Source organism: Caulobacter endophyticus (assembly GCF_029543245.1).
Classification (GTDB): domain Bacteria; phylum Pseudomonadota; class Alphaproteobacteria; order Caulobacterales; family Caulobacteraceae; genus Caulobacter; species Caulobacter endophyticus_A.
In genome coordinates, this window is the sequence record NZ_JARQWV010000015.1 from 24800 (window position 1) to 51437 (window position 26638).

The following is a 26638-nucleotide window of genomic DNA, read 5'->3' on the forward strand; positions in this document are numbered from 1 at the left end:
CCCTCAAAGAATGTGTCATGCGCTGATGCGATCATAGGTTGCGCGAGCTTCGTCGCGCCGCCCAGATCGAGGATGCGCTCATGCAGCAAACCGGCGCCCTGAAACTGACGGTCTACAAGCCCGACATCGTGGCCGACGGCCAGGTGGGCTTCGAATACGAGCTGACCCTGGATATCCCGGAGGGGAAGAGCCTCGCCAGTAGCGACGCCGCGCTCGAGGCGACGTCGACCGCGCGCTGCGAGGTGGTTCCGGTGACGGGGACGCTGTCGTTCCCCAATCCGGCCGCGCCGGTGATCTCGCCGTTCACCGGCGCGATGTTCATCTACGACAACGCCCCGGCCATCGGCTTTCCGCTGTCGATCATGGCCACCAGCACCAGCGACGAGTTGCTGAAGTTCAGGCTCAACCTGTGCTTCCCGTCGATGTCGAGCGACCCGCTGTCGGGCTCGATCGTGTTCGGCGACTGGCCCGGTCCGCTCAGCAACGTCGCGGCCAGTTTTCTTTCGCCCGGGTTCTAGGGCGGATCGGCATTCACTCGATGGGCGTCCCAAGATCCGTTTTTCCCCGCGAAGGCGGGGACCCAAGCGGACTCTGCGGGTCACTCACGACCGCGCCTTTTCCTGGGCCGCAGCTTGGATCCCCGCCTTCGCGGGGAAGCTCGGTGGAAAACGGCAGGATTGCTGAATGTCGAACTTGCTGGAGGGGCAGGCCCTACGGCGCGCTAAGCATCCGCACGCCGATCTGGTTGGCGACCGGGCGCTCGCGGCCGGGCACGCCGGTGTGGATCGGCGAGTTCAGCACGCGAGGGCGGCCAAAGCCGTCGTCGACGGCCAGGGTGGTCGAGCCGCCGCCGTCGAGATTGATGGCGTCGGCCGCGCCCAGGTCGCGGAAGAAGGCGGTCAGCTCGACCAGGGTCGCGCCCTCGCTGAGCACGGACTGGCGGCCGTCGACCACTACCAGCCAGCCGGTGCGGCCGTCGGCCGAGACGCCGAAGGCGGTGCGCGGGTGGCGGTCGCGAGCGTATTTGGGGCCCGCGTTCTGGAACGACTGCTCGGCGCCGTCGACCAGCATCACCGGGCCGGCGGCCACCGCGTCGACCACGTCCCAGCGGCAGGTGGCGCCCGAGCGGATCTCGACGAAGGACGGGTGGATGCAGAGGATGGCGTTGACCCGCGGGTCGACCTCCGGATCGTCCGGCGGGGCCACCTCGCGGCCGCCGACGATCACCTTGCCCACCGGATCGACGTGCTGGCCGGCGTGGGGCACGAAGTCTTCGCCGCCCGGCGAGCCGGCCTTGAACGGCACGAAGTAGCTGGCGTTGACGGCCAGCAGGGCGCCCGAGGCGGTGACGAATTCCGAGGTGGTGCGGGCGTGGTACTGGCCCGCGCCGTCATTGGGCGGCGAGACAAAGAGCTCGACCTTGGGATCGGCCAGATCCAGCTGCACCACGTGATAGACCTGCCGCAGCGGGTTTTCGCGCGTCTCGCTCCTGTAGGTCACGCCCTGGGACAGGCTGCTGGAGGCGCTGCGGCTGAACGCGGCCTTGGGCGAGGCGGGCAGGTCGACGCTGGCGCAGGCCGACAGCAGGAGCAGGGCGCCCAGGGCGGCGGCGTGGCGGAGAAAAGACGACAAGGGACAGACTTCGAACGGACGAAACAAAAGTCGCCGCCGATCGCGGGAACCGGCGGCTTTCGCCCGGCACATAGGTCCGGCCGTCGCCGCATGCAAAGCCGAACGCCGTGTTTTCTCGCGCTGTGGCGTGAAGGCCTCAGCTTGCCTGGGCGAACAGCCGGTGCAGCACCTCGGGCTGACGCGAGATGTCGGCGACGCTGTAGCCGTCGAGCACGGCGAGGAAGGCTCGTGTCGCCTCGGCCAGCATCCGCGGCAGGCCGCAGCCCGGCGCGGCCAGGCAGGACGAGCAGTCGACGAGGTCGAAGCCGCCCTCGGTCTCGCGCACCAGGGCGCCGACATTGATCTGGTCGGCGGGGCGGGCCAGGCGCAGGCCGCCGCCGCGCCCGCGCACCGTCTCGACGAAGCCTGCGCTCGCCAGCTGCTGCACCACCTTCATCAGGTGGTTCTGCGAGATGTCGTAGGCGCGGGCGATCTCGGCGATCGAGGCCAGGCGGCCGTCGTTATTGGCCAGGTAGATGACCGTGCGCACCGCGTAGTCGGTGTAGCGGGTGAGCTTCATGGGCTCCCCTTAAGGGTTCGGCGTCGCGGATAAATCATGCATTCTGATTGCATGTTTTCGGTCGCGGGAATAGATGCATTCTAGATGAATGAATTGAGGGCGTCATGTCCGCCAACCCCGTCTTCGACTTCGACGACACCGTCCTGCCGGCGCTGCTGACCAGCTTCTACGCCGCCGTGCGCCAGGATCCGCAGCTTGGCCCCGTCTTCGCCGATGCGGTGGAGGACTGGGACGAGCATCTCGACCGGCTGGCCGACTTCTGGTCGTCGGTGATGCGCGCCTCGGCCCGCTACAAGGGCAATCCGCTGGCCGCGCACATGAAGCATGTGGAGCGGATCGAGCCTGAGATGTTCGACCGCTGGCTGGCGCTGTGGCGCCAGGCGACCGACACCTTCGTGCCGCCCCGGCACGCGGCCGAGCTGCAGGAAAAGGCGCAGCGCATGGCCCGGAACCTGAACGGCGCGCTGGAAAGCCGCCGGCCGGCGCCGGACGCGCCGTACCGCTCGACCCCGGTGTTCGACGAGACGACGCTGCCCGATGGCCTGCGTCGCGACCACAGCACCCGGGCCGGCGTCTGGGGCGTGATCCGCCTGATCGAGGGCCGGCTCGTCCTGCACTACGACGACGCCGACCTCCCGTCGGTCGAACTGAGCCCCGGCGTGTCTGGGCTGGTGCGGCCGCAACAGATCCATCGGGTCGAGCCGCTGGGGCCGATCCGCATGCAGGTGGACTTCTACGACCGCGAACCCGCGCTCGCCGCCTGATCCCTGACATCTGAGTTTTCCAAGGAGCAAGACCATGCCCAAGCCGCTGAGCGCGGAAACGATCGCGCACGTCAAGGCCACCGCCCCGGCTGTCGCCGCGCGGGCCACCGAGGTGACCAAGGCGATGTACTCCCGGCTTTTCCAGGACGACCACATCAGGGCGCTGTTCAACCACGCCAACCAGGCCAGCGGTCAGCAGCACCATGCCCTGGCGGGCGCGATCGTCGGCTACGCGCTGAACATCGAGAACCTGGAGGCGCTGATCCCGGCGATCGAGCGCATGGCCCAGAAGCACGTCGGCTATCACGTACTGCCCGAGCACTATCCCTATGTGGCCAAGGCCCTGCTGGGCGCCATCGCCGAGGTGATGGGCGAGGCGGTGAACGAAGAGATCCTGGCCGCCTGGGGCGAAGCCTACTGGTTCCTGGCCGGCCTGCTTCAGGAACGTGAGCACGGCATCCGCGAGGCGATCGAGGCGATCGACGGCGGCTGGAACGGCTGGCGCGCCTTCGAGATCGCCGAGCGCACGGTCGAGAGCGCGGTGATCACCTCGTTCGTGCTGCGCCCCAAGGACGGCGGCAAGGTGCTGCCGCACAAGCCCGGCCAGTACCTGACCCTGCGCTTGACGACGCCCGACCAGGGCGAGATCCGCCGCAACTACACGATCTCGAACGCGCCCAATGAGACGGCCTACCGCATCTCGGTCAAGCGCGAGGAGGGCGGGCAGGGCGGTTCGCGCTTCCTACACGACGTGGCGCAGGTCGGCACGGAGATCCTGCTGACCCCGCCGTCGGGCGACTTCTTCCTGCCGCAGGCGCAGGAGCGGCCGGTGGTGCTGCTGTCGGGCGGGGTGGGGCTGACGCCGATGGTCAGCATGCTGGAAACCATCGCCGACAAGCATCCGGAGCTTCAGACCGCCTTCGTGCACGGCGCGCTGGACGGCGCCAGCCACGCCATGGACGGCCACGTCAGGGCCCTGGCCAAGGCGCATGGCAAGACCTCGGTGGCGACCTTCTACGCCCAGCCGGCGGCCAATGACGAAGCCGGCCGCACCCATGACCACGACGGCCTGATCACCGTCGACTGGCTGAAGGCCAATACCCCGTTCGAGACCGCCGACTTCTTCCTGTGCGGGCCGCGCCCCTTCCTGAAGGCCTTCGTCGGCGGGCTGTCGCGGGCCGGGGTGGCGTCCGAACGGATCCACTTCGAGTTCTTCGGCCCGGCCGACGAGGCCCTGGCCGTCTGAGTGCGCGTGTTTCTCCTCCCCTGAACCCGGCCGCCGAGCGGCCGAAGGAGCCTGTCATGGACTATGTCTCCACCACCACGCCGCTGACCTACGCCTTTTATGAAGGCCCGTCCTGGGAGCCGCCCGCGCCTCGCGCGCGGACGGTTCCGGCGGCGGTCGAGCCCTCCGCCCGGACGCCCCAGGCGCCCGAACCCTCGACGCCCGACCTGCCCAAGGCGGTGGGCTGGATGATCGTCGGCGCCTACGGCGCGATCCTCGGAGCGTTCGCCCTGGCCTTCCTGGGCGACGCCGAGGTGGGCCTGGTGCTGGGGGTCTGCGCGGCCTACCTGGCGGTCTATCTGGGCGTGCCGGCGGTGATCCTGCGCATGGAGCCGAAGGCGGAAACCCGTCCCGACCTCGCCGATTTCCTGCGTCAGGGGCTTTCCACCTGGACGGGGCGGGTCAGCGCGGGATCGGCCCTGGCCCAGATCCTGACCATCCCCGTCGCGCTGGCCATCGCGGCGGCGGGTCTTGGGGTCATCGTCAGGCTCAGCGCCTGATGTCTTGGCGCGATTGGATGGAACGGTGGAGCTTTCCGTCCAATCGTCGCGGCGACCCGGCGGTCTAGCTTTCGGGCGCAACAACGCGAGCGACGCCGATGCCGACCTGGCTGCCCAGCCTGATCACCGCCACGCCCGAGGAGGGCTACGACCTCGCCGTCAAGCTCTCGCGCATGGCGGTCAAGAAGACCCAACCCTCCGATGAGGTTCGCGCCCGGCTGCGGGCGATCTACGAGAACGACGCTCAGGCTCTGACCGCCGTCTCGCACGTGGTGGCCGTGAACTTCGCCACCGTGGCGGCGGCGAACGGGTACTGGCGCTAGGATCCACAGTCACCCCGCCACGGTCCCCAAATCCGTTCTTCCCCGCGAAGGCGGGGACCCAAGCTGAATCTGCGGGTCGTTCACGGCCGCGCCTCGCCCCGAAACGCGGCTTGGATTCCCACCTTCGCGGGGAACCTCGGTAGAAAACGGCTAGAGTTCCGACCTAGGCCGTCTCGCCGACGATCCTGCGTACCAGGTCGAGGTCGGCGGGCTTGTCGACGTCCACCGCCGCCAAGCCGTCCTGGGCGCGCACGGCGGCGGCCCTGACCCCGGCCAGGGCGCCCAGGCGGGCGATGGCCTCGTCGAGGGTGAGCAGGCCCAGCAGATAGCGCATCAGCAGGCCCGGGCCGAGCATGGCGGCGATCTTCCAGGGCTGCTTGCGGTTCTGCTCGACGCGTCGCCACAGGGCGATCGCGGGCAGGGCGGCTTCCGAGCGGAACAGGAAGAGGTTGCAGCCCGAGAAACGGCCGTCACGGAACTTCAGATAGGTGCGCTTGGTGTCGGGCGCTGCGGCGCGCACGCGCTCTTCCGGGGCCAGCATCAGGCAGACGTCGGCGTCGGCCGGCGCGTCGGCCAGGAACTGGGTGATCCACTCGGGTTTCAGCAGCGCGTGGTCGACCGTGGTGATCAGCAGGGGGAAGCCCAGCGCCTTCGCGCCTTCACGCACGCTCTGGCTGGGGCCTTCGGTCGAGGCGGCGATAGCCGCGACGCCCTTGGGCAGGGCCGAGACGATGGCGGCGTCCGAGGTGGAGACCCCGATCGCTTGCGCGCCCGCCGCCTGAACCGCGCCGAGCACGCGGTCGAGCAGCGTGGCGCCCTGTAGCGTGATCAGGCCCTTGTGGGAGACGCCGGCATAGGCCGCGGCGCTGTCGATCTCGCCCGGCCGCGAGCCGGCCAGGACGAGGGCCTTGAAGCTCTGGGTCACAGCGCCTTCTCGTAGATCCGGTAGGTCTTGTAGATCTCAGCGCCCAGCGACTCGGCGATGCGGCGCATGGGCATGTTCTCTTCCAGCACCCACGAGATCTCGAACCGCTCGTAGCCAAGGGCGATGGCCGAGGTGCGGCCGGCGTGCATCATCTGGAACGGCAGCATGCGGCCGCGGATGCTCTCGGCGAACTTGCGTTTCACACCCATCAGCGGGATGCGAGCCGACTTCACGCGCTTGACCTTCAGCCGCCACAGGAGCTTGGCCCAGCCGAACGGCAGGAGCTTGCCGCCAAGATCGCGGATCGCCTCGTTGACGTTGGGCAGGAACACCAGGAAGCCGGCCGCCTCGCCGTCGATCTCGGCGAACCAGGTCAGGCGCTTGTCGATCACCGCCTTGAGGGCCTTTGCCAGCTGGGCGGTCTCGGCCTCGGTGGTGGGGGTGAAGCCCCAGTTGTCCTTCCAGGCGTCGTTGAGGATCTCGGTCAGGGTGACCACCTCCTCGTCGTAGCGGCTCATGTCGAGCTGGCGCAGCACGACGCCCTCGGCCGGCGGGCGCTCGGCGCGGCGGCGCACGGCGGGCGGCAGGTCGGCCTGCATGGGGGCGTAGTAGGCGTAGACGTCCTTGGCCTTGGCATAGCCCTGCTGTTCGACGCGGCCGCCGGCGTAGGCCGGGTCGTGGCCCATCATCACCATCGGCGGGGTGTCGAAGCCGTCGACCAGCAGGCCGACCTCCTCGTTGATCGACAGGTTGAACGGACCCATCACGTGGGTGCGGCCACGCTCGCGCAGCCAGGCTTCGGCCGCGCGCAGCAGGGCGGCGAAGACCTCGGCGTCGTCCTCGGCGGCGATCAGGCCGAAGTGGCCGTCCAGGCGCCCGGGGGTCTTCTGCGGGGTCAGCTCGTCGATCTGAGCGCTGATCCGGCCGACGTCGCGGCCGCCGCGCACGGCCAGGAACAGCTGGACCTCGGCGTGCTGGAAGAACGGGTTGGTCTTGGGCGAAAGGGCCTCGGTCCGCTCCAGGAAGAGCGGCGTGATCCAGTTTGGATCCTTGGCGTTCAGGCGCGCGGGCAGGGCGATGAAGCGCTTCAGCTCTTCAGGCGTGCGAACGGGCAGGACCGAGATCGCCTCGGCCGCGGAATCGAAAGGCATCATCCCTCCAGGGATACGAAGGCGCGCACGGCGAGGGCGGCGAAGACGACGGGGGCGGCCCAGGCGGCCAGAAGCGGCGACAGGGCGCCGGACTCGCCCAGGGCCGACAGCAGGCCGTCGGCGACCAGGAACACGAGGCCGGCGGCCAGACCCGAGGTCAGCAGGATGGCGCCCTGGCCGCTGCGGAAATTGGCCCAGGCCACGGGGGCGCTGAGCAGCAGCATGACCAGCGCCGCGATCGGCCCCGAGAAGGCCGTCTGCAAGCGGGTGGCGTAGAAGCTCTGCGGGCGGTCCGAGCCGCCGTTCTCCAGCGCCCGGCGGGCCGAGGCGGCGGACGGGGCGGGAGCGTCGGCGAACAGGGCCTGGACGTCGGCCGGGCGAAGCGCCGTGGGCCAAGTGGCCGAGGCGGCGGTCATCGGCTCGACCCGGTCGCCGAGATAGCGGGTGGTGACCGGGTTTTGCAGACGCCAGGCGCCGGCCTGGAACTGCGCCGACGGAGCGACGACGCGCTCGGTCAGGGCGCCGGAGTTGTCGCGGCGATAGATGGTCAGCTCGGTCAGGCGCGCGCCGTTGGGGCTGGCTTCCTTGGCTGTGACCAGGTCCTCGCCGGCCCGGAAGGTGCGCGAAGCCGGGGCCTTGCGATCGGCGACGGGGGTGGTTGCGGCCCACCAGGCGCTGAGCGTCGGGTCGGTGCGGGGCGAGACGACCTGGGCGCACAGGGCGTCGAGCGCCAGCACGGCGATCGCTACGGGCACAGCCATGGCGACGATGCGGTAGCCCGAGATGCCGGCCGCGCGCATGGCCACCACGGCGTTCTCGCGGGCCAGCTGCGAGAAGGCGAACAGGCCCCCCGCCAGCACCGCCAGCGGCGCGACCTGCTGGAACAGGGCCGGGGCGCGCAGGGCGGCATAGTAGAACACCCCGCCGACGCCCAGGCCCCGGTCGAGGATGTCGGTGGTGACTTCCAGCAGGTCGAGGATCTGCAGGATGGCCATCAGGATCAGCACGGCGCCGAGGACGCGCGTGGCCACCGTGCGCAGGACGTAGAGCTGCAGCTTCATGCGGCGCGCTCCTTGCGCTGGAACGGCTTGAGGGCGCGGCGGAACTGGGCGCTCATGGCCAGGACGAGGCGCGATATCGGGGTGTCGCCGGGGCGCGTGCGGCTGCCGACGAACAGCCAGACCGCCAGGCCCGTGAAGATCAGGAACGGCAGGCCGACGGCGGGCAGGGAAGCAATGCGGCCCGACTCCGCCAGGCTCTGCCCCAGCAGCAGGCTGTGCTGGAAGGCCAGCAGCAGCACGCCGGCCAGCAGCAGGCCCGGCGCGCGGTTGCCGCGCTTGGCGGCCAGGCCCAGCGGGAAGGCCAGCAGCGGCAGGAACGGCAGGAAGGCCGCGCGGGCGATGCGTCCGTAGAACTCGGCCATCAGGGTGGCCTTGGGCACGACCGGGTTGGGCGACTTGGCCTGATGCAGCAGTTCGCCCAGGGTCAGCTCGCGCTCGTCGCCGCCGCGGGCGCGCAGCAGGCTGGCGGCGGCCTTCAGCGGCGCCTCGGTGGTCAGGTCGTCGAAGGCCAGGCTGCGGTAGTTGCCGCGTGCGTCGCTGCCGATGCGGCGTCCCGACTTCAGGCGCATGGTCACGGTCTTGCCGTCGGCCGAGACCTGCAAGGTGGCGCTGGCGGCGGTGATCAGCTCTTCGTGGCCGGCGGCGTCGGGGCGGCGGATGAAGACACGGGTCAGGCTCTGGCCCGCCAGGTCGGCGGCGTCGGCGGTCATCAGCGAGCCGTCGTCGTCGATGAAGGCTCCGCCCGACAGGCGGCCGTTCCAGCCGGCGTTGACGGCCGCGTGCATCACCGCGCGATAGGCGTAGCGGCTGTAGGGCTGGACGTAGCCGAACACCGCGACGCTGAAGATGCTGAGCGCCAGGCCCACGCACACGAAGGGCGCGGCGATCCGTTCCAGCGACTGGCCGCCGGCCAGCAGGGCGTCGATCTCCGAGCCGTCCGACAGCTTGCTGATGACGATGAACAGGGCGACGAAGAACGCCACCGGCAAGGCCAGGCCCAGGTAGTGGGGCAGCAGGTTCAGCGCCAGCTGGGTGACGTAGTCGAAGCGCGCGGCGCTCTGCGACAGCAGGTCAAGCAGGCGCAGCACGCGCTCGAGCAGCAGGGCCACCACCGTCAGGCCAAGGCACCCGGCCAGCGGCCAGCCCAGCAGGCGCAGCAGGTAACGGTCGATCAGGCCCATGGCCGTGATGCGCCGCACGTCGAACTTCTTCTTCAGCTTGGTCACGCGGCGGCCCACGCAGCTGCGAAGTCCTGGGCCAGGCGCTCGACGGCGGCGTCGTCCAGCGCGACAGCGGCGCCCAGCGCCGGAGCGGCGGGCCAACCGGTGTCAGGGAAGCTCTGTCCCTTGTGTTCTCTGGCGCCCTCGTAGCGGGGCAGGACGTGGAAATGCACGTCGCGGTCGACCATCATCAGCATCAGATAATTGATCTTTTCGTAGGCGACCTTGGCCTTCAGGACGCGCTCGATGCCGGCCACGGCCACCTGCATGTCGGCGAAGGCGGCGGCGCTCAGATCCGAGAAGGCCTGCACGGGTTCCTTGCATACCAGGACAAGAGACCCGAAAGTCGGCTGCTTGGGACGTACAAGGACCAACCAGTGGTCGGTCTCGGCCACTTTCGAGCGCGGAAAGCCGAATGCGAGGGCTGTGGGATTGGGCATGCGGCAACCGATACTTCAGGCGAGTCTGCGGGCGCTGATCGCGTCGGGGCGACAATAGGGACACGGCCTTTTACATGGAAGCACGAACCGTTCTTCCAGGCCTTGCAGCGCTAGGGACGCTGCTGGGTTTGCTGGGGATGGCGGCGCCGGCGGCGGCGAAGCAGGATTGCGTCGGTCGAGACACAGGCGTGCGGCTGACCGTGGAGGTCGGCCGCCTGAAGTCCGAGACGGGCGAGGTGACGGTTACGATCTATCCGTCTGATCCGAGCCGGTTCCTGGCGCCGCGCGGCAAGCTGCTGCGCCTGCGGGTGCCGGCCAGCGCGCCGACGACCGAGGCCTGCTTCAACCTGCCCAAGGCCGACATCTACGCCGTGGCGGTCTATCACGACGCCAATGGCAACCACGATTTCGACCGCAACGCCGTGGGCCTGCCCACCGAGGGCTATGGCTTTTCCAACGACGCGCCGTCGCGGTTCGGCGTGCCGTCCTTCGATTCGGCGCGCATCAGCGTGAAGTCGGGCGAGAACACGATCCGGGTGCGGATGCGCTACGGGAGGTAGGCATGAATTCCTCCCCCCGAAGGGGGAGGTGGCCCGGAGGGCCGGAGGGGGAAGTCCCTTCTGAATTCTGTTCGGGGGCTGCTTCAGCAGTCACGTCCCCCTCCGTCGGCTTCGCCGACACCTCCCCCTTCGGGGGAAGGTCTCAAATCAGCGAATAGCGTCCGAGCTCCCTGATCCCGCCCGTCTGCGGATCGAGCCCCCGCGCGATCACCCGCAGCGAAAAGCCGCCGCCTTCTCGCGGTTCGATCTCCAGCGCGTGCCAGCGGGCCGGCGAGTGGCCGCCGACCCAGGCCGAGGCCGAGGGCACGCCCAGTACGGGGATCGATCGGCCGCCTGGGCCCGGAATGGTCGCGGTCAGCGACTCGTGGGCGTGGCCGTGCAGCACCAGGTCGACGCCGCGCTGGGCGAGGACGTCGCGCAGGGGGCCCTGATCGTCCAGCGACTTGCGGCCCGAGACCGCGCCGGCGATCGGCGGATGATGCAGCAGCACCACCTTGAACCTGTCGGCGAAGGCGGGGTCGGCCAGCAGGGCGTCGAGTTTCTCGAGCTGCTCGGCGCCGAGGCGTCCGGTGGCCAGGTGCAGGGCGGTGGGCAAGGCCGAGCACAGGTTGAAGAGCGCGACAGGGCCGCGCAGCCGCACCTGCGGGAAGGCGGCCTGTTCGTCGTCGCCCAGCCAGGCGGTCCAGGGGGCGAAGCGGGCCTGGGCGGTCTCGCCGACCAGGGCGTCGTGGTTGCCGGGGCTGACGGTGATGGTCTCGGCCGGGCCCAGCCCTTGCAGCCAGCGCGTGGCCGCCGCGATTTCCACCGGCGAGGCGAAGTTGGTGAGATCGCCGGTAATCGCCACATGGTCGGGGGCGTGGGCCTTCAGGTCGGCGACCAGGGCTTCGAGGACTTCGGGACGATGGATCTTGTGCTTTCGACGCCAGGCGATGCGGCTGAGCAGCCGCTTGGAGGCGAGATCGCGCCAGCCGAAGGCGCCCGGCGGCGGCGGCAGGTGAGGGTCCGACAGATGGGCGAGGCGGAATATCGACAAGAGGGACCGGCGCGATTGTGGCGAATTTCGGCGAAGCTGCTTATCAATCGCCTCGGCTTTCAAGGGGTTTAAAGTACCGGTGACCGGCGAAATCAATCCAGTCGCTTCGCGCGCCGTGACGGTGGGCGACAGCGAGGCGCGCATCTGGGGCATGACCTCGGGCGAGCGGCTGTCGCGCATCTATCGCCGGATCGGCGTGTCGGAACAGTCGGGCGCGGGCGGCGACGCGATCGCCGTGCACGCCGGCTGGGTGTTCGACGAGTCGCTGATCAAGGCCCTGGCCGGTCGCCCCTGGGCGGTTCTGGTCGACGAGGCCGGCGCCCCGACTGCGGTGAACGCCCCGGCCGAGGTCGCCGAAGCGGCGGTCGCGGCCCTGGCCGAAGGCAAGGATCCCTCGACGGTCGATCCCCGTTTCGTGCGCCTGACAGCGCTGGAGCTCGGCTCGGCCTACAACAGCGCGCTGCGCAAGCGCGAGCCGCCGGTGCTGGAGCGCCTGACCAAGGACAGCGTGCGCGCCGTCGAGAAGCGCCTGTTCCAGGGCTCGTACAAGGGCGTCACCGACCTGGTCACCAAGTACGTCTGGCCGACCCCGGCGCGGATCGTCACCCGCTGGTGCGCGCTGGCGAAGATGACGCCCAACCAGGTGACCTTCATCGGTTTCCTGCTGACCATCGCCGCCTTCGTGCTGTTCTGGCGCGGCCAGTTCGGCTGGGGCCTGGTCTGCGCCTGGATCATGACCTTCCTCGATACGGTCGACGGCAAGCTGGCCCGGGTGACCCTGACCTCGTCCAAGTGGGGCAATGTCTTCGACCACGGCATCGACCTGGTGCACCCGCCGTTCTGGTGGTGGGCCTGGTACGTCGGCGTGTTCGCCGTCGGCCTGTCGATGCCCTATGCGCCGTGGCTGCTGGCCATCGTTGTCGGCGGCTATGTGGCCCAGCGGGTCGAGGAGGGCATCTTCCTGGCCCTCTTCAAGCTGGAGATGCACGCCTGGCGGCCGTTCGACAGCTTCTTCCGGCTGATCACCGCGCGTCGCAATCCCAACCTGATCCTGCTGACCGGCAGCGTCCTGGTCGGCCGTCCCGACGTCGGCTTCGTGCTGGTGGCGGCGTGGACGGCGATCTGCTTCCTCGTCCACGCCCTTCAGATCGTGCAGGGCGCCCTGGCCCCCAAGGGCTCGATCCAGTCCTGGCTGTCGCGGTGATGCGCGTCGGCGTCGTCCGTAACCCGCGCAGCCACGCCAACCAGGGCCGGGTGCATGCACCCACGCCTGAAGGCGTGCGCGTGGTCGAACCGGCGACGCGCGAAGCCCTTGGTGAGGAACTGGCCCGCTTCGCCGAGGAAAAGATCGATCTGCTGGTCATCGACGGCGGCGACGGCACCGTGCGCGACGTGCTGGGCCTGACGCCGTCGACCTTCGGCGACGACATGCCGATGCTGGCGATCCTGCCGTCGGGCAAGACCAACGTGCTGGCCATCGATCTTGGCGCGCCGCGCGACTGGCGGCTGGATGAGGCCCTGGCCGCGGCGGCCCAGGCCGAACCGCGCATCAAGATCCGGGCCCCTCTGGAGGTGCGTTTCGCCGACGGCCGTCCGCCGCTGCGGGGCTTCTTCTTCGGCCTGGGGGCCTTGGTGCGGGCCACGGCGCTGTCCAAGCGCGTCAACCGCATGGGCGTGTTCCAGAGCCTGTCGGTGGCCGTGACCCTGGCCGGCGCCACCCTGGGCGCGCTGTTCGGCGGCGCGCGCGACCAGTGGCGCCAGGGCGTGGCCGTGAAGGTGGCCATGGACGGCGAGGTCCAGCCCGAAGGCGAGCGCTTCGTGCTGCTGGCCACGGCGCTGAAGCGCTTGCCGTTCAATCTCAAGCCCTTCGGGCCGCCGCGCGAGGGGCTGAAGGTGCTGGACGTCGACGCCCCGCCCAAGCGCCTGCTGCGCATGGTGCCCACGGTGGTGTCGGGCAAGGACAAGCCGATCCTCGAGGCGCGCGGCTATCGCCGGCGCGACCCAGCGGCGCTCTACGCCTCGGGCCAGTTCGATTTCGTGCTCGACGGCGAGGTGTTCGAGGGCGGCAAGCTGGCGCTGGCCCTGGGCGCGCCGCTGCGGTTCGTGGTCGGATGAGCGCGGTCCGGCCGCTGGTCGAGGCCGAGCTGGCGCAGGCGATCCCGGCGCCGATCCGCGCCTTCGCCGAATACCTGACGGGCCTTTTCCCGACCGCCCAGGCGGTGCTGTTCTACGGCTCGATCCTGCGCACCGGCGACCTGTCGGGCGTGCTGGACTTCTACGTACTCACGCAGCGGCCGCCGCGCGGCCTGCGTGGCGTGGCCACCCGCATTCTCTGGCCCGACGTCAGCTATCACGAGCTGGAGCACGAGGGCGTCACCCTGCGGGCCAAGGCGGCCTCCATGACGCTGTCGCGGTTCTCGCAGGCGGTGAAGGGCCGGGGGATCGACACCACCCTCTGGACCCGCTTCGTGCAGCCCTCGGGCCTCGTCTGGGCCGTCGACGCGGCCGCGCGCGAGGCGGTGGTCGAGGCCGTGCGCCGCGCCGCCCGCACCGCCGCGCGCTTCGCCACGGCCCTGGGACCCGAGGAGGGGCCGCCCGAGGCCTATTGGACGGCGCTGTTCCAGGAGACCTACGCCGCCGAGTTCCGGGTCGAGAAGGCGGGGCGCGAGGCCTCGATCCTGGCCTTCGATCCGGCGCACTACCAGCGCCTGCTGCCGGCCTGCTGGGCCGACGACGGGCGCTTCGACGGCGAGGGGCGGCCGGCGCCGCAGATGTCGGCCATTGAGCGCAAGCGCCTGAAGGCCGCCTGGCGGCTGCGGCGCAATCTCGGCAAGTCGCTGAACGTGGCCCGCCTGATCAAGGCGGCCTTCACCTTCCAGGGCGCGGCCCGCTACGCCGCCTGGAAGATCGAGCGCCACACCGGCTTCAAGGTCGCACTGACCCCCTGGCGCGAGCGCCACCCGGTCCTGGCCGCGCCCGGCATCCTGCTGGGCCTGTGGAAGTGGCGCAGGGCGAGAGAGCGCTGAGCAAAAGAAAAAGCCCCGGACCTTGCGGCCGGGGCTTCGTTCTTTGGCGGTGCGCCGCGCCTTTAGGCGAAGGCGCGTTGCTGGCCGTCGATGACGCCGAGCGCCGTGCCGACTTCGGCGAACACCTTGAGGACCTGGTCGATCTGCTCGTGGGTGTGGGCGGCGCTGATGCTGGCGCGCAGCAGCGGGCGGCTGTCGGGCGTGGCCGGCGGCAGGGCGAGGTTGAGGTAGACGCCCGATTGCAGCAGGCCGTTCCACATGGCGATGGCGCGCTCGACGTCGGGCATGGTGGCCGCGACGATCGGGCTGGCGGCCGGGCCGGTGACGAAGCCCAGGGCGGTCAGGCCGTCGTACAGGCGGCAGGCGTTGCTGTTGAGCTGTTCGCGCAGCTGCGGCTTGGCGATCATCTGCTCAAGCGCAACCAGGGTCGAGGCGACCACGGCCGGCGGCAGCGAGGCGGTGAACATGTACGGACGGCAGATCACCCGCATGACCTCGAAGTCGTCGAGGCTGGAGACGCAGAAGCCGCCGATGGCGCCCAGGCTCTTGGAGAAGGTGCCGACGATGAAGTCGACGTCGTCTTCCACGCCCGCGGCTTCGGCCAGGCCGCGGCCGGTGGCGCCGAGCACGCCCATCGAGTGGGCCTCGTCGACCAGCAGGTAGCCGCCCATCTCGCGCTTCACGGCGGCGATTTCCTTGAGCGGCGCGGTGTCGCCGATCATCGAATAGATGCCTTCGACGACGATCAGGCGCTCGCCGGGCACGTCCTTGAGGCGACGCAGGCGCTTGGCCAGGTCTTCAGGGTCGTTGTGGCGGAAGCGGATGACCTCGGCGTGGCCCAGCCGCGAGCCGTCGTAGATCGAGGCGTGGCTGTCGGCGTCGAGGATCAGGTGATCGCCGCGGCCCACCAGGGTCGACAGGACGCCCAGGTTGGCCTGGTAGCCGGTGGTGAACACCATGGCGTGCTTGCGGCCGTAGAACTTGGCGAGCGCTGTCTCCAGGGCCACGTGGGCCTCGAAGCTGCCGTTGGCGATGCGGGAACCGGTGGTGCCGGTGCCACGTTCCTGGACGGCCTTGACCGAGGCGGCGATCGCCTTCTCGTCAAAGGTCAGGCCCAGATAGTTGTTGGTGCCCAGCAGGATCGTGGGACGCCCCTCGACGACGCCCTCGGTCGGCGAGACCACGGCGTCGAAGCGGACGGTGAACGGGTCGGCGCCCGCTTGCTGGATGGCCTTGTACGCGTCGCGATAGGCCAGGTGCTTGTCGAACAGACCCATCGGTCAAGCCTTGGTTCGGAGATCGTTGATCAGTTTGGAGAGGTCGCCGGCGGTTTCCACCGCGGCGAGGCGATCGAGCGGGATGGAGATGTCGAAGGCGTCTTCGAGCTCCATCACGATGTTCATCAGGGCGAGGGAGTCCACGGCCAGGTCGCGGCCGATGTGGGTGTCATTCGTCACCTCGACCGTGCGGCCGAGCACCTTGCTCGTCGCCAGCCCGATCTCACGCAAACTCAGATCTGTCACTGTATCCATGCCAAACGCCAGACGCCCCCGTCAAAGCACTGTGACCGCACCGTAACAGTGTCTCTGTCAGATATCTGCCACAATTGAACTAGTCGCTGTATTTTTTCGACAACCATCCGACCGACCGGTACCAGCCGACGGTGTCGCCGAAGCCGCGGGCAACATCGTGACGACTCGGCGACGACGCAAGGGATGGATCGTCCGAAAACGCCCAATCCGCATGCGACAGTTCGCGCGCCTTGCCCGGTCCGAACACCGATGGTTGTCCTGACAGCTTACTCGCCAGATCGGCGACGCCGCCGGCCGCGCGTATGAGGCCTTCAGGCACGCGCAGCAGACGAGGCGGCGGAGCGCCGACGGCGGCCGCCGCGGCGGTCATGATCTCGGTCCATCCATAGCCGTCCGGCCGGGCGTCGCAGATCGAGGCCAGGCCCGAACGGCCGCTCTCGACCAGGTCCAGGATCTGGGCGGCGGCGTCGCGCACCTCGATCATCGCCACCCGCGAGGCGGGCGACAGGACCGGAAGGACGCGGCTGGCCTGGGCCGCGGCGAACAGGCCGACGGTTTCGCGGTCGCCGGGGCCGTAGATGGCCGGCGGGCGGATGATCAAGGTCTCAGGCGCTATGGCTCGTACCGCATCTTCGCCGGCGCGCTTGCTGGCGGCGTAGTCGGAAAGCTGGGGTTCGCGGGCGGCCAGGCTGGAAACCAGCACGAACCGGGCGCCGGCGGCGGTCGCGGCCTGCGCTACCGCTCGCGCGCCGTCGACATTGACCTTGTCGAAGGCGGCGCGGTCGGCGGCCTTGATCAGGCCGGCCAGGTGGATGACGACGTCGGCGCCGTCGCACAGGCGGGCGAGGGCTTCGGGCCGGGCGAGGTCGCCCAGCACCACTTGCGGCTCGATCCCGCGCCAGAACGGCGAGACTGGATCACGGCGCGACAGGATGCGCGGGACAAGGCCCCGTTCGGCGATCTCGCGGACGAGGTGCTGGCCCAGGAAGCCGGTCGCGCCGGTGACGGCGACGACGCTGGGTCCCGGGCTCTTCACCTCAGGCGCGCTCGTAGGCGCCGGCCAGGTAGGCGGCCTTGGCCTTGGAGCGGCTGAGCTTGCCCGACGAGGTCTGGGGCAGGGCGTGGGCGCCGACCAGCTTGACCTGGGTCTCGACGCCATGCCGCGAGCGCAGCACGCCGGCCACGGTCTCGACCAGGGCCGCGCGGCTGTCGGCGTCGCCGCCGCGGGCCTGGACCAGGATGGTGACGATCTCTTCTTCCGCCGCGTCGCCGGGCACCGAGAAGGCCGCCACGTCGCCGCTGCGCAGGCCGGGGACTTCGCGCTCGGCGGTCCATTCCAGGTCCTGCGGCCAGATGTTGCGGCCGTTGAGGATGATCAGGTCCTTGGCGCGGCCGGTGATGACGATCTCGCCCTCGACCAGGAAGCCGAGGTCGCCGGTGTCGAGCCAGCCGTCGGCGTCGAGCACGCGGGCGGTCTCCTCTGGCTGTTCGAAATAGCCGCCCATCAGGCTGGGGCCCTTGGCGAAGATGCGGCCGACCTGGCGCTCGGCCACGGGCTTGCCGTCGGCGTCGCGCACTTCCAGCTGGTGGTCGGGCAGGGCGGGACCGCAGCGGGCGAAGGCCCGGGCGCGCGGCGCGTCGGCGCCGACCGTGACAGCCAGGTCGTCGCGCTCCAGGCGCTCGATGTCGAGGATCTCGACGCGCAGGCCCTTGCCCAGCGGGGCCATGGAGAGGGCCAGGGTCGCCTCGGCCATGCCGTAGCTGGCCACATAGGCCTTTTCCGAGAAGCCGACGGCGGCGAACCGTTCGGCGAAGGCCTCGACGGGCGCGGTGCGGATCATGTCGCCGCCCAGGCCGGCGCTGCGCCAGCGCGACAGGTCGAGGTGGTCGATCGAGGCGGCCTCGGCGCGGCGGGCGCACAGCTCGTAGCCGAAGGTCGGGCTGTAGGCGATCGTGCCGCCGTTGCGGCTGATCAGGTCGAGCCACAGCAGCGGCCGGCGCACGAAGGCGCCCGTGGGCAGCAGATCAACGCTCATCTGGCTGGTCAGGGGGCTGAGCAGGAAGCCGATGAGGCCCATGTCGTGATAGAGCGGCAACCACGATACGGCGCGGTCTTCCGGCTTCACCTGCAGGCCGTCGCGGGTGATCGCCACGGCGTTGGCCATCAGGGCCTTTTGCGTCACCAGCACGCCGGTCGGGAAGCGGGTGCTGCCCGACGAGAACTGCAGATAGCAGGGATGCTCGGGCGTGATCTGCGGCAACTGCGCACCGGCGTCTTCCGGCAGTTCCGACAGAGGGGCGGCGAAGGCCAGGCCGGCGGCGTCGCCGATCTGCTTCAGCCATTCTGCCATGCCGGCCGGGCCGATCAGGATCTTGGCATGGGCAGAGGCGCACATGCGACCGATCTGCTCGATATAGGCCTCGCGGCCGCCCAGCGGCGCGGGCAGGGGCAGGGGGGCGGGAACCAGGCCCGCATACTGGCAGGCGAAGAAGGCGCGCACGAAATCGCCGTCGGTCTCGGCGATCAGGGCGACGCTGTCACCGACCTTGGCTCCGGTGGCCAGCAGGCGGCGGGCCAGGCCTTGGGCCTGTTCGCGCAGGGCGGCGTAGCTGAGGGCCTCGACCAGTTCGCCGCGCAGCGAATGCAGGTTGATCCCGGTCTCGCCGGTCGCGGCGAAATCCAGGGCGGCGGTCAGGGTCGGAAAGTCGGCGAGACGGACGGTCCTGCCGGAAGCGGTTGGCGTATTCATTGCGGATCGCCTTTGCGCTCGTTCAGGGGTTCCGCGCAAGTCTGTTCAAGCATGACGGCGCTTTTGTCCTCGCGCTCTGCGGCGGCTTCCGCAGCGAGACGCGACCGGAGGGTGATGAACATGCCGATCGCCATGCAGGTCGAGGCCAGGACCAGGGCCGCGCCGGCGCCGGTCAGGTCGAAGATCTGCAGCAGGGGCACGAGGGCGGCGAAGTAGATGGCGATGACGACGATGCGCACCCGCAGGGCGGCGCCGGCCGCGTGCATCGAGACCAGCATCGGCTCGATCGGCAGGGCCATGATGCTGATCGCGGCGGCGGCGACCTGCCAGCTCATGATGCCGGCGGCCGAGGCGTACTCGGCGCCCATGATCACGGTCAGCAGCCAGGGACCGGCCAGCAGGCAGACCAGCAGCAGCACGCCTGCGACGCCGCCGCCGATCAGAGCGATCTGACGGGCCAGGCGCAGCATGGCCGCGTCGTCCTTCTGGGCGCGCAGGCGGGCGAACTCGGGATGCAGGGCCGGCAGCATCAGGCGGGCGGGCTTGGCCATGCCGTCGGCCACCTGTCGGCCGACGCGCCACATGGCGGCCGGCGCCGGGCCGACCAGGGCGCCGATGGCCAGGGTCAGGACGTGGGTGAAGCCGACCTCGATGGTGCTGCTGAAATTGGTCGCCCAGGCGAAGCGCCAGACGCCCGGCAGCCCGGCGCCGAGCGGGCCGAACAGGCTGAAGCCATCCAGCAGGCCGCGCTGCAGCAGGCTCCAGACGGCGATGACGGCGACATAGAGGAAAGAGGCGACGGTGCCGGCCGCCCAGGCCAGCAGGAACATCTCGATCGGCGCGTCCGTCGCCGCGGCGATCGCGCAGCCGATCAGGCGGACGATGGACGACACCACCTGCTCGGCGGCCAGCATGCGGAAGCGGTCGAACAGGCGCAGCAGGCCAACGCCCGTGGCCGAGGTCATGACCCCGATCGACAGGCAGTAGAGCGCGGCCTCCGGCGCCAGCTCGTCGGGCCAGCCCATATAGTGGCTGAACAGCAGGCTGCCGGCCACGCCGATGGCGACGCCGACCAGCGCTCCGATGCCGTCGAGCACCAGGGCAAAGCGCATGACCTGCTGGAAGGTCTTGCGGTCGCCGTCCATCAGCGGCTTGGCGCCGTACTGAACGACGGTCTGCCAGGACTGGAACTTGGCCATCTCTCCCAGGGCCTGGGCGAAGGCGTTGATCAGGGTGAGAAAGCCGAAGACCTCGATGCCGAGGCTGCGGGTGGTCACCGCGATATAGGCCAGGCCGACAATGGCGTTGAGGCCGCGTCCGCTCAGCAGCGCTCCGACATTGGCCAGCATCCTGGCCAGGGGATTGACCTTGGCGGCGTCGTTTGTCGCCGCACCCTTGCGATCCGCGGTCATCGGTCGAGGACGGCCAGGCGGTCGACGATGGCGCGGGCGGCGCGCTGCGACGAAGGGACGGAGGTGATGTCGAAGGTCTGGGCCACGCCCGTCTTCTGCGCGTCCAGGAAGTCGCCGTGGCCGGCGATGGCGGCGCTGACCGCGTCGCAGATGCCGTCGGCCGTCTCGCGCACCGGCCCGTAGAGCCAGTGATGGAAGCTCTCGTCGCCCTTCCAGTCGGCGCGTGACGGGTTGAGGAACAGGCAGGGCTTGGGCGTGCGCAGGAACTCGTAGACCTGGCTGGAGACGTCGCCGAGATAGAGATCGGCCAGCCGCGTGTAGGTCATGTCGAAGGCGGCCGGACCGCCAAGATCGACATGGATGCGCGGATGCCCTTCGAAACGGGCGATGGCGCGGCGGTCGGCCTCCGAGGCGGTCTCGAACAGGCGCACGTGCGGGGCGAAGATCAGGTTGAACCGCTCGTCGGCGGCGAACTGCTCGAGGATCGACAGCCCCAAGGCGCTCCACGAGCCGAGGGTCTCGTGGAAATGGGGGTTGTAGACGACCGTCGGCAGGGACTGGGCGAAGGCCGGGATCACGCTGGGCGGCAGGGCGTCGACCAGGTCGAACTTCGGATAGCCGACCATGGCGCAGGCCTCGGGGCGGACCCAGCCCTCGTCGATCATCCGGTCGCGCTGCTTGAGGCCGGCGGCCATGACGAGATCGAAGGCGCGCAGGCGGGGCTCGAACGGACCGCCGCGATCGCCCGCGCCGTGTTGGGTGTAGACCAGGGCGGTGCGGCGGACGCCGAACTTGCGGAGCAGGGCGGTGGTTCGCTCGGGCGTGACCACGGCGTCGTAGGCCGACAGTCGGCCCGCGTTCAGGGCCAGCATCAGCGCCTTGGGCGGCGGGGCGGTCCTGGATATCCGCCGAAGCCAGGCCGGCGGCAGCAGGCGCAGGGTGAGAGGCGCGCCGCCCAGGCCGTCGAGCATGCCCTGGATGTAGTCGAGGTGACCGGCCGAGGTGGCGGCGATCTCGACCCGGATCTCGGGCCAGGCGCGGGCCATGGCGACGGCGATCGACAGGCTGTGCCAGACCTGGTGCGGCTGGGCGATGTAGAGAAAGCACACGCGCGTCGCGCGGGCGCGCTGCTGGTCCAGGAGGCCGAGGCCGTTCATCGGTCGGCTGGCCTAGTTGGTGGGCTGGACGCGGGTGCGGACGCGGCCCTTGAAGACCACGCGATCGCCCTTGTCGCTGACGCTGTAGCTGTCGGCGCTGACATTGCCGCGCGGACCGGCGCCGGAGACCGGGGCGCCGCCGACGACCTCGCCGGTCTTGGTGTCGATGCGGGCCTCCTGCGAGGCGAACTGATAGCCCTGGCCGTTGTCGATCTGCACGTCCTTCGTCAGCACCAGCAGGTTCTGGGCTTCCTGGTAGATCCCGTCCTTGGAGGTCACCTTGCTGGCGTCGGGCGCGCCATAGCCGCGCACCAGGGTCGGCTCGACCAGCTTGACCTTGTTTGGATCGGCCGCGTCGCGTTCGGCGCGGCGGGCGGTGATCAGGAAGGCGCGGCCGTCGCGCATGGCGCCGGTGAAGCGCGGATTGTCCATGGCCAGCGGCGCGGCGGCGGCGACCTTGGAGGCGTTGTGCGTGTCGAGCATGCGCAGGGTCGTCTGGCCGATGACCACGCCCGACACGCCGACCGCCAGCACCAGCAGGCCCGCGCGCGCCCAGCGCGCCGAGCGCCGACGCCGGTTGCGGCGAGGCTTCTTGGCGGGGGCGGCGGAGAGGGCGGCGGTGGTCATGCGGGCGGACGATCCAGAACGGACGCCATGGATAGTCTTCAACGCGCCCGACGCCAAAGGGGTTTTTCTGAAGGCGATGGCGCGCTGTTACCGCGACCGCCCGCGCGCCGTGACCGGCCAGATGGCGACCAGCGTGTCGCCGTCGACCACGTGGTAGGCGTCGTAGAGGTTCACGGTCGGGTCGCAGTGCGGGGCGGCCAGGGTGACGCGGGCGCCCAGGGGCGGCGGCGAGCCCGACGACGGAACCAGCGCCCCGTGCTCGTCGCCCATGAAGAAGTAGCGTGAGCCCTCGGGCGCGCCGGCCACGACCTGGGGCGGCTCGGCGTCGGTGGACATCGCCTTGAAGCCTGCGTCGAGTGTGACCATGCCGGGGCTGTTGGCGCTGACCACGCGGGCGTCGATGAACAGCGAGCGCTGGTAGGGGCTGGCGTCGGCGCCTTCGCCCGCCAGGTCGCAGGCCAGGTACTGGTCGTCCATGAAGACGTAGGAGCCGACCTGGAGCTCGGTGAAGAGGCCGAGTTCGGCGTCGATGCGGTGCGAGCCGGTGCCCGAACCGCTGACGATGGCGGGCGCGCCGCCGGCGGCGGCCAGGGCGTCGATCACCTCGCGGATATAGGCCCCGCGGTCCTCTAGCGCCGTCTTGCGGACGTCGAAGGCCTCGATGTGCTGCTGGACGCCGCAATAGCATTGCAGACCGGCGTAGCTGAGCCCGGCTTCACCCTGGATCGCCTCGAACAGGGCGACGGCGGCGCCCGGCGAGGCGACGCCCGTGCGGTGGATGCCGGGATCCAGATCGATCAGCACCTCAAGCGGCTTGCCGCTCGCGCTGGCCGCGGCGCCCAACGCGGCGACGTTGTCCGGATGGTCGACGACGACCTTCAGGCCCTCGGTCGTCAGGTTCAGCGCGGCCAGCCGGGCGATCGCCGGGGCGGAGACGACCGGCGAGGTGATCAGCAGGCCGCTCGACACGCCCTGCGCGGCCAGGGCCTCGGCCTCGCCGATCTTGGCGCAGCACAGGCCCACCGCGCCGGCTTCCAGCTGCAGGCGGGCGATGTCGGCGCTCTTGTGGGTCTTGGCGTGGGGGCGAAGCTTCAGGCCCTTGGAGGCGGCGAAGGCGGCCATGGTCGAGATGTTGGCGCACAGGGCGGCGCGATCGACGACGAGGACGGGGGTGTTGAGCTGCTCGCGCGAGCCTTGTTGGCCGACGAGGCCGGCGTGCAGGGCGATGTCGGTCATGGATCAGATCCCCAGCAGCTGGGTGAGGTGGGCGTTGGCGAACTTGGCGGTCGGGTCCCACGTCTTTCTCACCCGCAGGAAGTCGCCGGCGCGGGGATAGAGACGGTGGACGTCGGCGGGAGTGAGGGTATGGCGCTTGGCCCAGTGCGGTCGACCGCCGCCGGCGGCGAGCACCGGCTCGACCTCCGCGAAGGCCGCTCGCCAGGGCATCTTGGCGTACTGGTGGAACGAGATCGAGGCGCCCGCGCCGATGTTGAACGGGCTCATCCAGATATCGTCGCCGGCCACCAGGCGGAACTCGAACGGGAAGGTGATCGGCAGGCGGCGCTTGCGGATATGGGCCATGGCCGCCTTCAGGGTGGGCAGGCCGGCGGCGCGCGGCATCTCGTACTCCATCTCCTCGAAGCGGACGTTCCGCTCGGAGGGGAAGACCTCATAGGCCGGACCGGCGCGGCGGGCGGGCTTGCCGGCGACCTTCATCATCAGTTTCTGCAACGGCGCGGTCAGGACGGGCAGGGCGGCGCACAGGTCGCAGATCGTGCGGAAGGTGTCCTCGTCGCCTTCGCCGCTCTTGCCCAGGGTCTGGTCGGCCGCCTCGGGCGCGACGGGGTGCAGGGTCTTGAAGATGACGTCGTCGCTGTAGGGAAAGACCCAAAACTCCATGTGGCGGGTGGCGGCCGCCAGTTCGTCGAGACGCTCGGCGACCTCGGCGAGCGGCATCCGGCTGACCCGTTCCTCAAGATAGTAGGCCGGGACGACGTTGATGCGGATGGCGATGGCCACGCCCAGCAGACCGAGCGAGACGCGCTGGGCCTGGTAGAGTTCGGGCTCGAGGTTGGGGCCGCATTCGACCAGCCGGCCGTCGGCGGTCATCAGCCGGAAAGCGCAGGCCTGGGCCGACAGGCTGCCGAGCTCCGCCCCGGTGCCGTGGGTGCCGGTGGCCGTGGCCCCGGCCAGGGACTGCGGATTGATGTCCCCCTGATTGATCAGCGACAGCCCTTCGGCCCACAGGGCGGCGGTCAGACGCTTGAGGCTCCAGCCGGCGGGGGCCCACACCGTCTTGCGGTCGGGCGCGATCTCGACGGCGCCTTCCAGGTCAGAGAGGTCGAGCAGCAGGCCGCCGGTCTCGCACAGCGGCATGAACGAGTGGCCGGCCCCGACGACGCGCACCTTGTCGGCCTCGCGCACCAGCCTCGACAGCTCGTCCAGCGTGCGCGGTCTGGCGATCCTGCTGGGCGTCGCTGTGACGCTGCCCGACCAGTTCTTCCAGCCCTCCATCGGCGTTCCCCCGCTGCGATGGACTGACGATAGTAAAAACTATCGTTATTGCAAGTCTACTCCTCCCTCGCGAAGCGGGGGAGGTGGCGCGCTGCGAATACGCAGCGTGACGGAGGGGGCGAGTGACAGAGCGCGGCGCCCGGTCTCGCCCCTTCCACCGCTTCGCGGTCCCCCTTCCCCGCAAGCGGGGGAGGAGCTAAAGCTCAGCGTCGAACGTCTCGAAATAGCAGTCGAACAGCCGCCCGATCTCTTCGGCCAGGGCGCGGGCGTCCTGGCCCGGCTCCTCCACCGCCATTTCGGTGGCGGCGTAGGTCAGCTCGACCATCATGCGGGTGGCGGTGCGGATCCGGATCGGCGACACGCTCGGGAACCGCGCGGTGAGCACCTCGCCGAACTGGCCGGCGACCATGTCGCGCGAGGCGAAGCGCAACTGTTGGAGCATGGGCACCGCCCGCAGGGCCCGGCCGATGGCCGCGCCGCCGGGAAAGCGGCGGGTCATGTCGATGACGTCGGTCAGCAGGGCGGCGGTCTTGGCCACGCGCTCGGACGCCGTCTCACCCTCGAGTCCGCCCGCCTCCATCCAGGCGAACACGGCCTCGTCCTGGAGGCGCATCAGCCGGTCGCCGAGCTCTTTCAGGATCGCGTACTTGTTGGGAAAGTAGCGATAGAGCGCGGGCGGGGTCAGGCCGGCGCGCTTGCAGATGGCGTTGGTGGTCAGTTGCTCGAAGCCGGACTCGATCAGCAGTTCGCCGGCGGTGGCCAGCACCACCTCGTAGGTGTCCTGGGCGCGGGCCTGGGTCGGCCGCAGCTTGGCGTCGAGCGGGATGTCGGCGGCCGGTTCGACCGTCGGCTTGGGCATCGGGGTCTCCTGAAGTCCCCACCAGACCTAGAGCGCTTCTCGTCGAATGCCAATGTTCGCTCATTGCCAAAGCTTAACGGGACTTGGGCGCCGCGCTGCGCCAGGGTCGCCGCCATCGCTGGGGCGGCGGTGTGTGGGGAGTTTTCCGATGATCGATCGTCGCGGCCTGTTCGCCGCCGCCGGGGCGCTGTGCGCCGCGCCCGGCCTGTCCCTGGCGGCGCCGGCCAGGCTCGGCGCCGACAACCCGGTGGTCGACGCCTTCGTCGCCGAGCAGAAGTTCCAGGGCGTGGTGATGATCGGGCGCAAGGGCAGGGCGTCCTACGTCCGGGCCTTCGGCATGGCCGATATCGAAGCTCAGAAGCCGGCGACGCGCGACACGGTCTATGCGATCGCTTCGATCTCGAAGTGGCTGACCACCATCGCCGTGCTGCGGCTGGTGGAGCAGGGCAAGCTCTCTCTCGACGCGCCAATCGCGACCTGGCTGCCGAGGCAGCGGCCCGACACCGGCAAGACGGTGACCCTGACGCATCTGCTGTCCAACACCAGCGGCGTTCCGAACGGTTTCACGCCGGCCCTGAAGATTGATCCGGAGATCCTGAAGCGCGAGCTGTCGGCGGCGCAGGCGGTGATCCTGTTCTGTCAGGGCGATCCGCTGTTTCCGCCGGGGAGCAAGTTCGACTACGCCCTGACCAACTGGTTCGTGGTGACGGCCATCGTTGAGGCCGTGACGGGCAAGCCGTTCCAGGCGGTGGTCGAGGAGCTGGTCACCGGGCCGCTGAAGATGAGCCATACCCGCGCGGGCCGGATCGACGCCGAGGCCGGCGTTGCGGCCTCCTACTATGCGGGGCCGCCGCTTGCGCGCCGCGAGAACCCGCGGCTTTCGGTGATGGCGGCCGGCGGCGGCTATTTCAGCACCGTCGACGACCTGCTGGTCGCGGCGCACATCGTCTTCGACACGCCGTTCCTGTCCGAGGCCTCGCGCAAGGCCCTGACCACGATCCTCGTGCCCGAGCAGGACTATGCGCTGGGCGGGCGGGTGCGCAGCCTGACCATCGACGGCCAGGTCAAGCCGGCTGGCTGGGAGACCGGCCGCACGGCCGGCTACCGTTCGGTGCTGGGCCACAGGCTCGATACGGGCGATACGGTGGTGATCCTCAACAACACCGACCTGTCGCAGAAGGCGCTGGATCTCTTCGCCGACAAGCTGCTGGGCGCAGCGCCAAGGGCCTGAGTGGGCGATTTTCGCACTGGCTGACGGCTGCTGACAAAAGTGGGCGCCGGGCGGGGTTCTCCACCGGGAGAGCAGTG

General features: G+C 69.9%; 28 protein-coding genes. 10 read left to right on the top strand and 18 right to left on the bottom strand.

The window, feature by feature from the left end:
• Window positions 1-80 precede the first annotated feature (80 nt).
• Window positions 81-518: a hypothetical protein gene (locus tag P7A99_RS15155; protein WP_277794643.1), complete on the top strand. Its 438-nt coding sequence runs from the start codon at window positions 81-83 to the stop codon at window positions 516-518.
• A gap of 193 nt (window positions 519-711) precedes the next feature.
• On the opposite strand, the gene P7A99_RS15160 is transcribed toward P7A99_RS15155, so the two are convergent.
• Both P7A99_RS15160 and P7A99_RS15165 read right to left on the bottom strand, forming a co-directional pair.
• Window positions 712-1632: a phosphodiester glycosidase family protein gene (locus P7A99_RS15160; RefSeq protein WP_277794644.1), complete on the bottom strand. Its 921-nt coding sequence runs from the start codon at window positions 1630-1632 to the stop codon at window positions 712-714.
• 136 nt (window positions 1633-1768) lie between these two features.
• On the bottom strand, window positions 1769-2191 hold the full coding sequence (locus tag P7A99_RS15165) for an RrF2 family transcriptional regulator (RefSeq protein WP_277794645.1): 423 nt from the start codon (window positions 2189-2191) through the stop codon (window positions 1769-1771).
• 104 nt (window positions 2192-2295) lie between these two features.
• Between P7A99_RS15165 and P7A99_RS15170 the strand changes: the two genes are divergently transcribed.
• From P7A99_RS15170 to P7A99_RS15185, 4 genes are all read left to right on the top strand, one after another.
• Entirely contained in the window at window positions 2296-2955 is a 660-nt protein-coding gene (locus P7A99_RS15170; RefSeq protein ID WP_277794646.1) for a DUF1971 domain-containing protein, read from the top strand.
• 34 nt (window positions 2956-2989) lie between these two features.
• On the top strand, window positions 2990-4201 hold the full coding sequence (hmpA, locus tag P7A99_RS15175) for an NO-inducible flavohemoprotein (RefSeq protein ID WP_277794647.1): 1212 nt from the start codon (window positions 2990-2992) through the stop codon (window positions 4199-4201).
• 56 nt (window positions 4202-4257) lie between these two features.
• Complete coding sequence (locus tag P7A99_RS15180) at window positions 4258-4740, top strand: hypothetical protein (protein ID WP_277794648.1); 483 nt, start codon at window positions 4258-4260, stop codon at window positions 4738-4740.
• Between the two features lie 98 nt (window positions 4741-4838).
• A complete protein-coding gene (locus P7A99_RS15185) occupies window positions 4839-5063 on the top strand; it encodes a hexameric tyrosine-coordinated heme protein (protein ID WP_277794649.1) in 225 nt (74 codons plus the stop codon).
• A gap of 163 nt (window positions 5064-5226) precedes the next feature.
• On the opposite strand, the gene P7A99_RS15190 is transcribed toward P7A99_RS15185, so the two are convergent.
• The 5 genes from P7A99_RS15190 to P7A99_RS15210 are packed head-to-tail and all read right to left on the bottom strand — an operon-like array spanning window position 5227 to window position 9860.
• Window positions 5227-5988, bottom strand: coding sequence for an NTP transferase domain-containing protein (locus P7A99_RS15190; protein ID WP_277794650.1), 762 nt, complete (start codon window positions 5986-5988; stop codon window positions 5227-5229).
• Window positions 5985-7139 (bottom strand): ceramide synthase, encoded by a 1155-nt coding sequence (bcerS, locus tag P7A99_RS15195; RefSeq protein ID WP_277794651.1) that lies wholly within the window; start codon window positions 7137-7139, stop codon window positions 5985-5987. The genes P7A99_RS15190 and bcerS overlap by 4 nt, the downstream gene beginning before the upstream one ends.
• Window positions 7139-8200, bottom strand: a complete 1062-nt coding sequence (locus P7A99_RS15200; protein WP_277794652.1) for an LptF/LptG family permease — start codon at window positions 8198-8200, stop codon at window positions 7139-7141. Before P7A99_RS15200 ends, bcerS begins: the two co-directional genes overlap by 1 nt.
• Window positions 8197-9381 carry an LptF/LptG family permease gene (locus tag P7A99_RS15205; RefSeq protein WP_277794729.1) on the bottom strand — a complete coding sequence of 395 codons (1185 nt, stop codon included), beginning with the start codon at window positions 9379-9381 and terminating at the stop codon, window positions 8197-8199. Before P7A99_RS15205 ends, P7A99_RS15200 begins: the two co-directional genes overlap by 4 nt.
• A gap of 41 nt (window positions 9382-9422) precedes the next feature.
• Window positions 9423-9860, bottom strand: a complete 438-nt coding sequence (locus P7A99_RS15210; RefSeq protein WP_277794653.1) for an HIT family protein — start codon at window positions 9858-9860, stop codon at window positions 9423-9425.
• Between the two features lie 188 nt (window positions 9861-10048).
• Here P7A99_RS15210 and P7A99_RS15215 point away from each other — a divergent pair, with 188 nt between their 5' ends.
• Entirely contained in the window at window positions 10049-10420 is a 372-nt protein-coding gene (locus P7A99_RS15215) for a DUF2141 domain-containing protein (RefSeq protein WP_277794654.1), read from the top strand.
• 142 nt (window positions 10421-10562) lie between these two features.
• Here the strand turns inward: P7A99_RS15215 and P7A99_RS15220 are convergent, their stop codons facing one another.
• Window positions 10563-11453 carry a metallophosphoesterase family protein gene (locus tag P7A99_RS15220; RefSeq protein ID WP_277794655.1) on the bottom strand — a complete coding sequence of 297 codons (891 nt, stop codon included), beginning with the start codon at window positions 11451-11453 and terminating at the stop codon, window positions 10563-10565.
• A 151-nt stretch (window positions 11454-11604) separates the two neighbouring features.
• On the opposite strand from P7A99_RS15220, the gene P7A99_RS15225 reads away from it, so the two are divergent.
• The 3 genes from P7A99_RS15225 to P7A99_RS15235 are packed head-to-tail and all read left to right on the top strand — an operon-like array spanning window position 11605 to window position 14479.
• A complete protein-coding gene (locus tag P7A99_RS15225; RefSeq protein WP_277794730.1) occupies window positions 11605-12657 on the top strand; it encodes a CDP-alcohol phosphatidyltransferase family protein in 1053 nt (350 codons plus the stop codon).
• On the top strand, window positions 12657-13568 hold the full coding sequence (locus tag P7A99_RS15230; RefSeq protein WP_277794656.1) for a diacylglycerol/lipid kinase family protein: 912 nt from the start codon (window positions 12657-12659) through the stop codon (window positions 13566-13568). Before P7A99_RS15225 ends, P7A99_RS15230 begins: the two co-directional genes overlap by 1 nt.
• Window positions 13565-14479: a hypothetical protein gene (locus tag P7A99_RS15235; protein ID WP_277794657.1), complete on the top strand. Its 915-nt coding sequence runs from the start codon at window positions 13565-13567 to the stop codon at window positions 14477-14479. Before P7A99_RS15230 ends, P7A99_RS15235 begins: the two co-directional genes overlap by 4 nt.
• A gap of 62 nt (window positions 14480-14541) precedes the next feature.
• Here the strand turns inward: P7A99_RS15235 and spt are convergent, their stop codons facing one another.
• From spt to P7A99_RS15290, 10 genes are all read right to left on the bottom strand, one after another.
• On the bottom strand, window positions 14542-15756 hold the full coding sequence (gene spt, locus P7A99_RS15240) for a serine palmitoyltransferase (protein ID WP_277794658.1): 1215 nt from the start codon (window positions 15754-15756) through the stop codon (window positions 14542-14544).
• 3 nt (window positions 15757-15759) lie between these two features.
• Complete coding sequence (locus P7A99_RS15245; protein WP_101711242.1) at window positions 15760-16011, bottom strand: acyl carrier protein; 252 nt, start codon at window positions 16009-16011, stop codon at window positions 15760-15762.
• Between the two features lie 79 nt (window positions 16012-16090).
• Window positions 16091-17047 (bottom strand): NAD-dependent epimerase/dehydratase family protein, encoded by a 957-nt coding sequence (locus P7A99_RS15250; RefSeq protein WP_277794659.1) that lies wholly within the window; start codon window positions 17045-17047, stop codon window positions 16091-16093.
• A gap of 1 nt (window position 17048) precedes the next feature.
• Window positions 17049-18761: a fatty acyl-AMP ligase gene (locus tag P7A99_RS15255; RefSeq protein WP_277794660.1), complete on the bottom strand. Its 1713-nt coding sequence runs from the start codon at window positions 18759-18761 to the stop codon at window positions 17049-17051.
• The gene (locus P7A99_RS15260) at window positions 18758-20173 is read right to left on the bottom strand and encodes a lipopolysaccharide biosynthesis protein (RefSeq protein WP_277794661.1); all 1416 of its coding nucleotides are present in this window, start codon (window positions 20171-20173) and stop codon (window positions 18758-18760) included. Before P7A99_RS15260 ends, P7A99_RS15255 begins: the two co-directional genes overlap by 4 nt.
• Window positions 20170-21330 carry a glycerophosphotransferase gene (locus P7A99_RS15265; protein ID WP_277794662.1) on the bottom strand — a complete coding sequence of 387 codons (1161 nt, stop codon included), beginning with the start codon at window positions 21328-21330 and terminating at the stop codon, window positions 20170-20172. The genes P7A99_RS15260 and P7A99_RS15265 overlap by 4 nt, the downstream gene beginning before the upstream one ends.
• 12 nt (window positions 21331-21342) lie before the next feature.
• Window positions 21343-21957, bottom strand: coding sequence for an LPS export ABC transporter periplasmic protein LptC (gene lptC / locus P7A99_RS15270; protein ID WP_277794663.1), 615 nt, complete (start codon window positions 21955-21957; stop codon window positions 21343-21345).
• Window positions 21958-22044: 87 nt separating this feature from the next.
• Window positions 22045-23193 (bottom strand): DSD1 family PLP-dependent enzyme, encoded by a 1149-nt coding sequence (locus P7A99_RS15275; protein WP_277794664.1) that lies wholly within the window; start codon window positions 23191-23193, stop codon window positions 22045-22047.
• A 3-nt stretch (window positions 23194-23196) separates the two neighbouring features.
• Window positions 23197-24471, bottom strand: coding sequence for a D-arabinono-1,4-lactone oxidase (locus P7A99_RS15280; RefSeq protein ID WP_277794665.1), 1275 nt, complete (start codon window positions 24469-24471; stop codon window positions 23197-23199).
• Between the two features lie 196 nt (window positions 24472-24667).
• The gene (locus tag P7A99_RS15290) at window positions 24668-25330 is read right to left on the bottom strand and encodes a TetR/AcrR family transcriptional regulator (protein WP_277794666.1); all 663 of its coding nucleotides are present in this window, start codon (window positions 25328-25330) and stop codon (window positions 24668-24670) included.
• Between the two features lie 148 nt (window positions 25331-25478).
• Between P7A99_RS15290 and P7A99_RS15295 the strand changes: the two genes are divergently transcribed.
• Complete coding sequence (locus P7A99_RS15295) at window positions 25479-26561, top strand: serine hydrolase domain-containing protein (RefSeq protein WP_277794667.1); 1083 nt, start codon at window positions 25479-25481, stop codon at window positions 26559-26561.
• Window positions 26562-26638 lie beyond the last annotated feature (77 nt).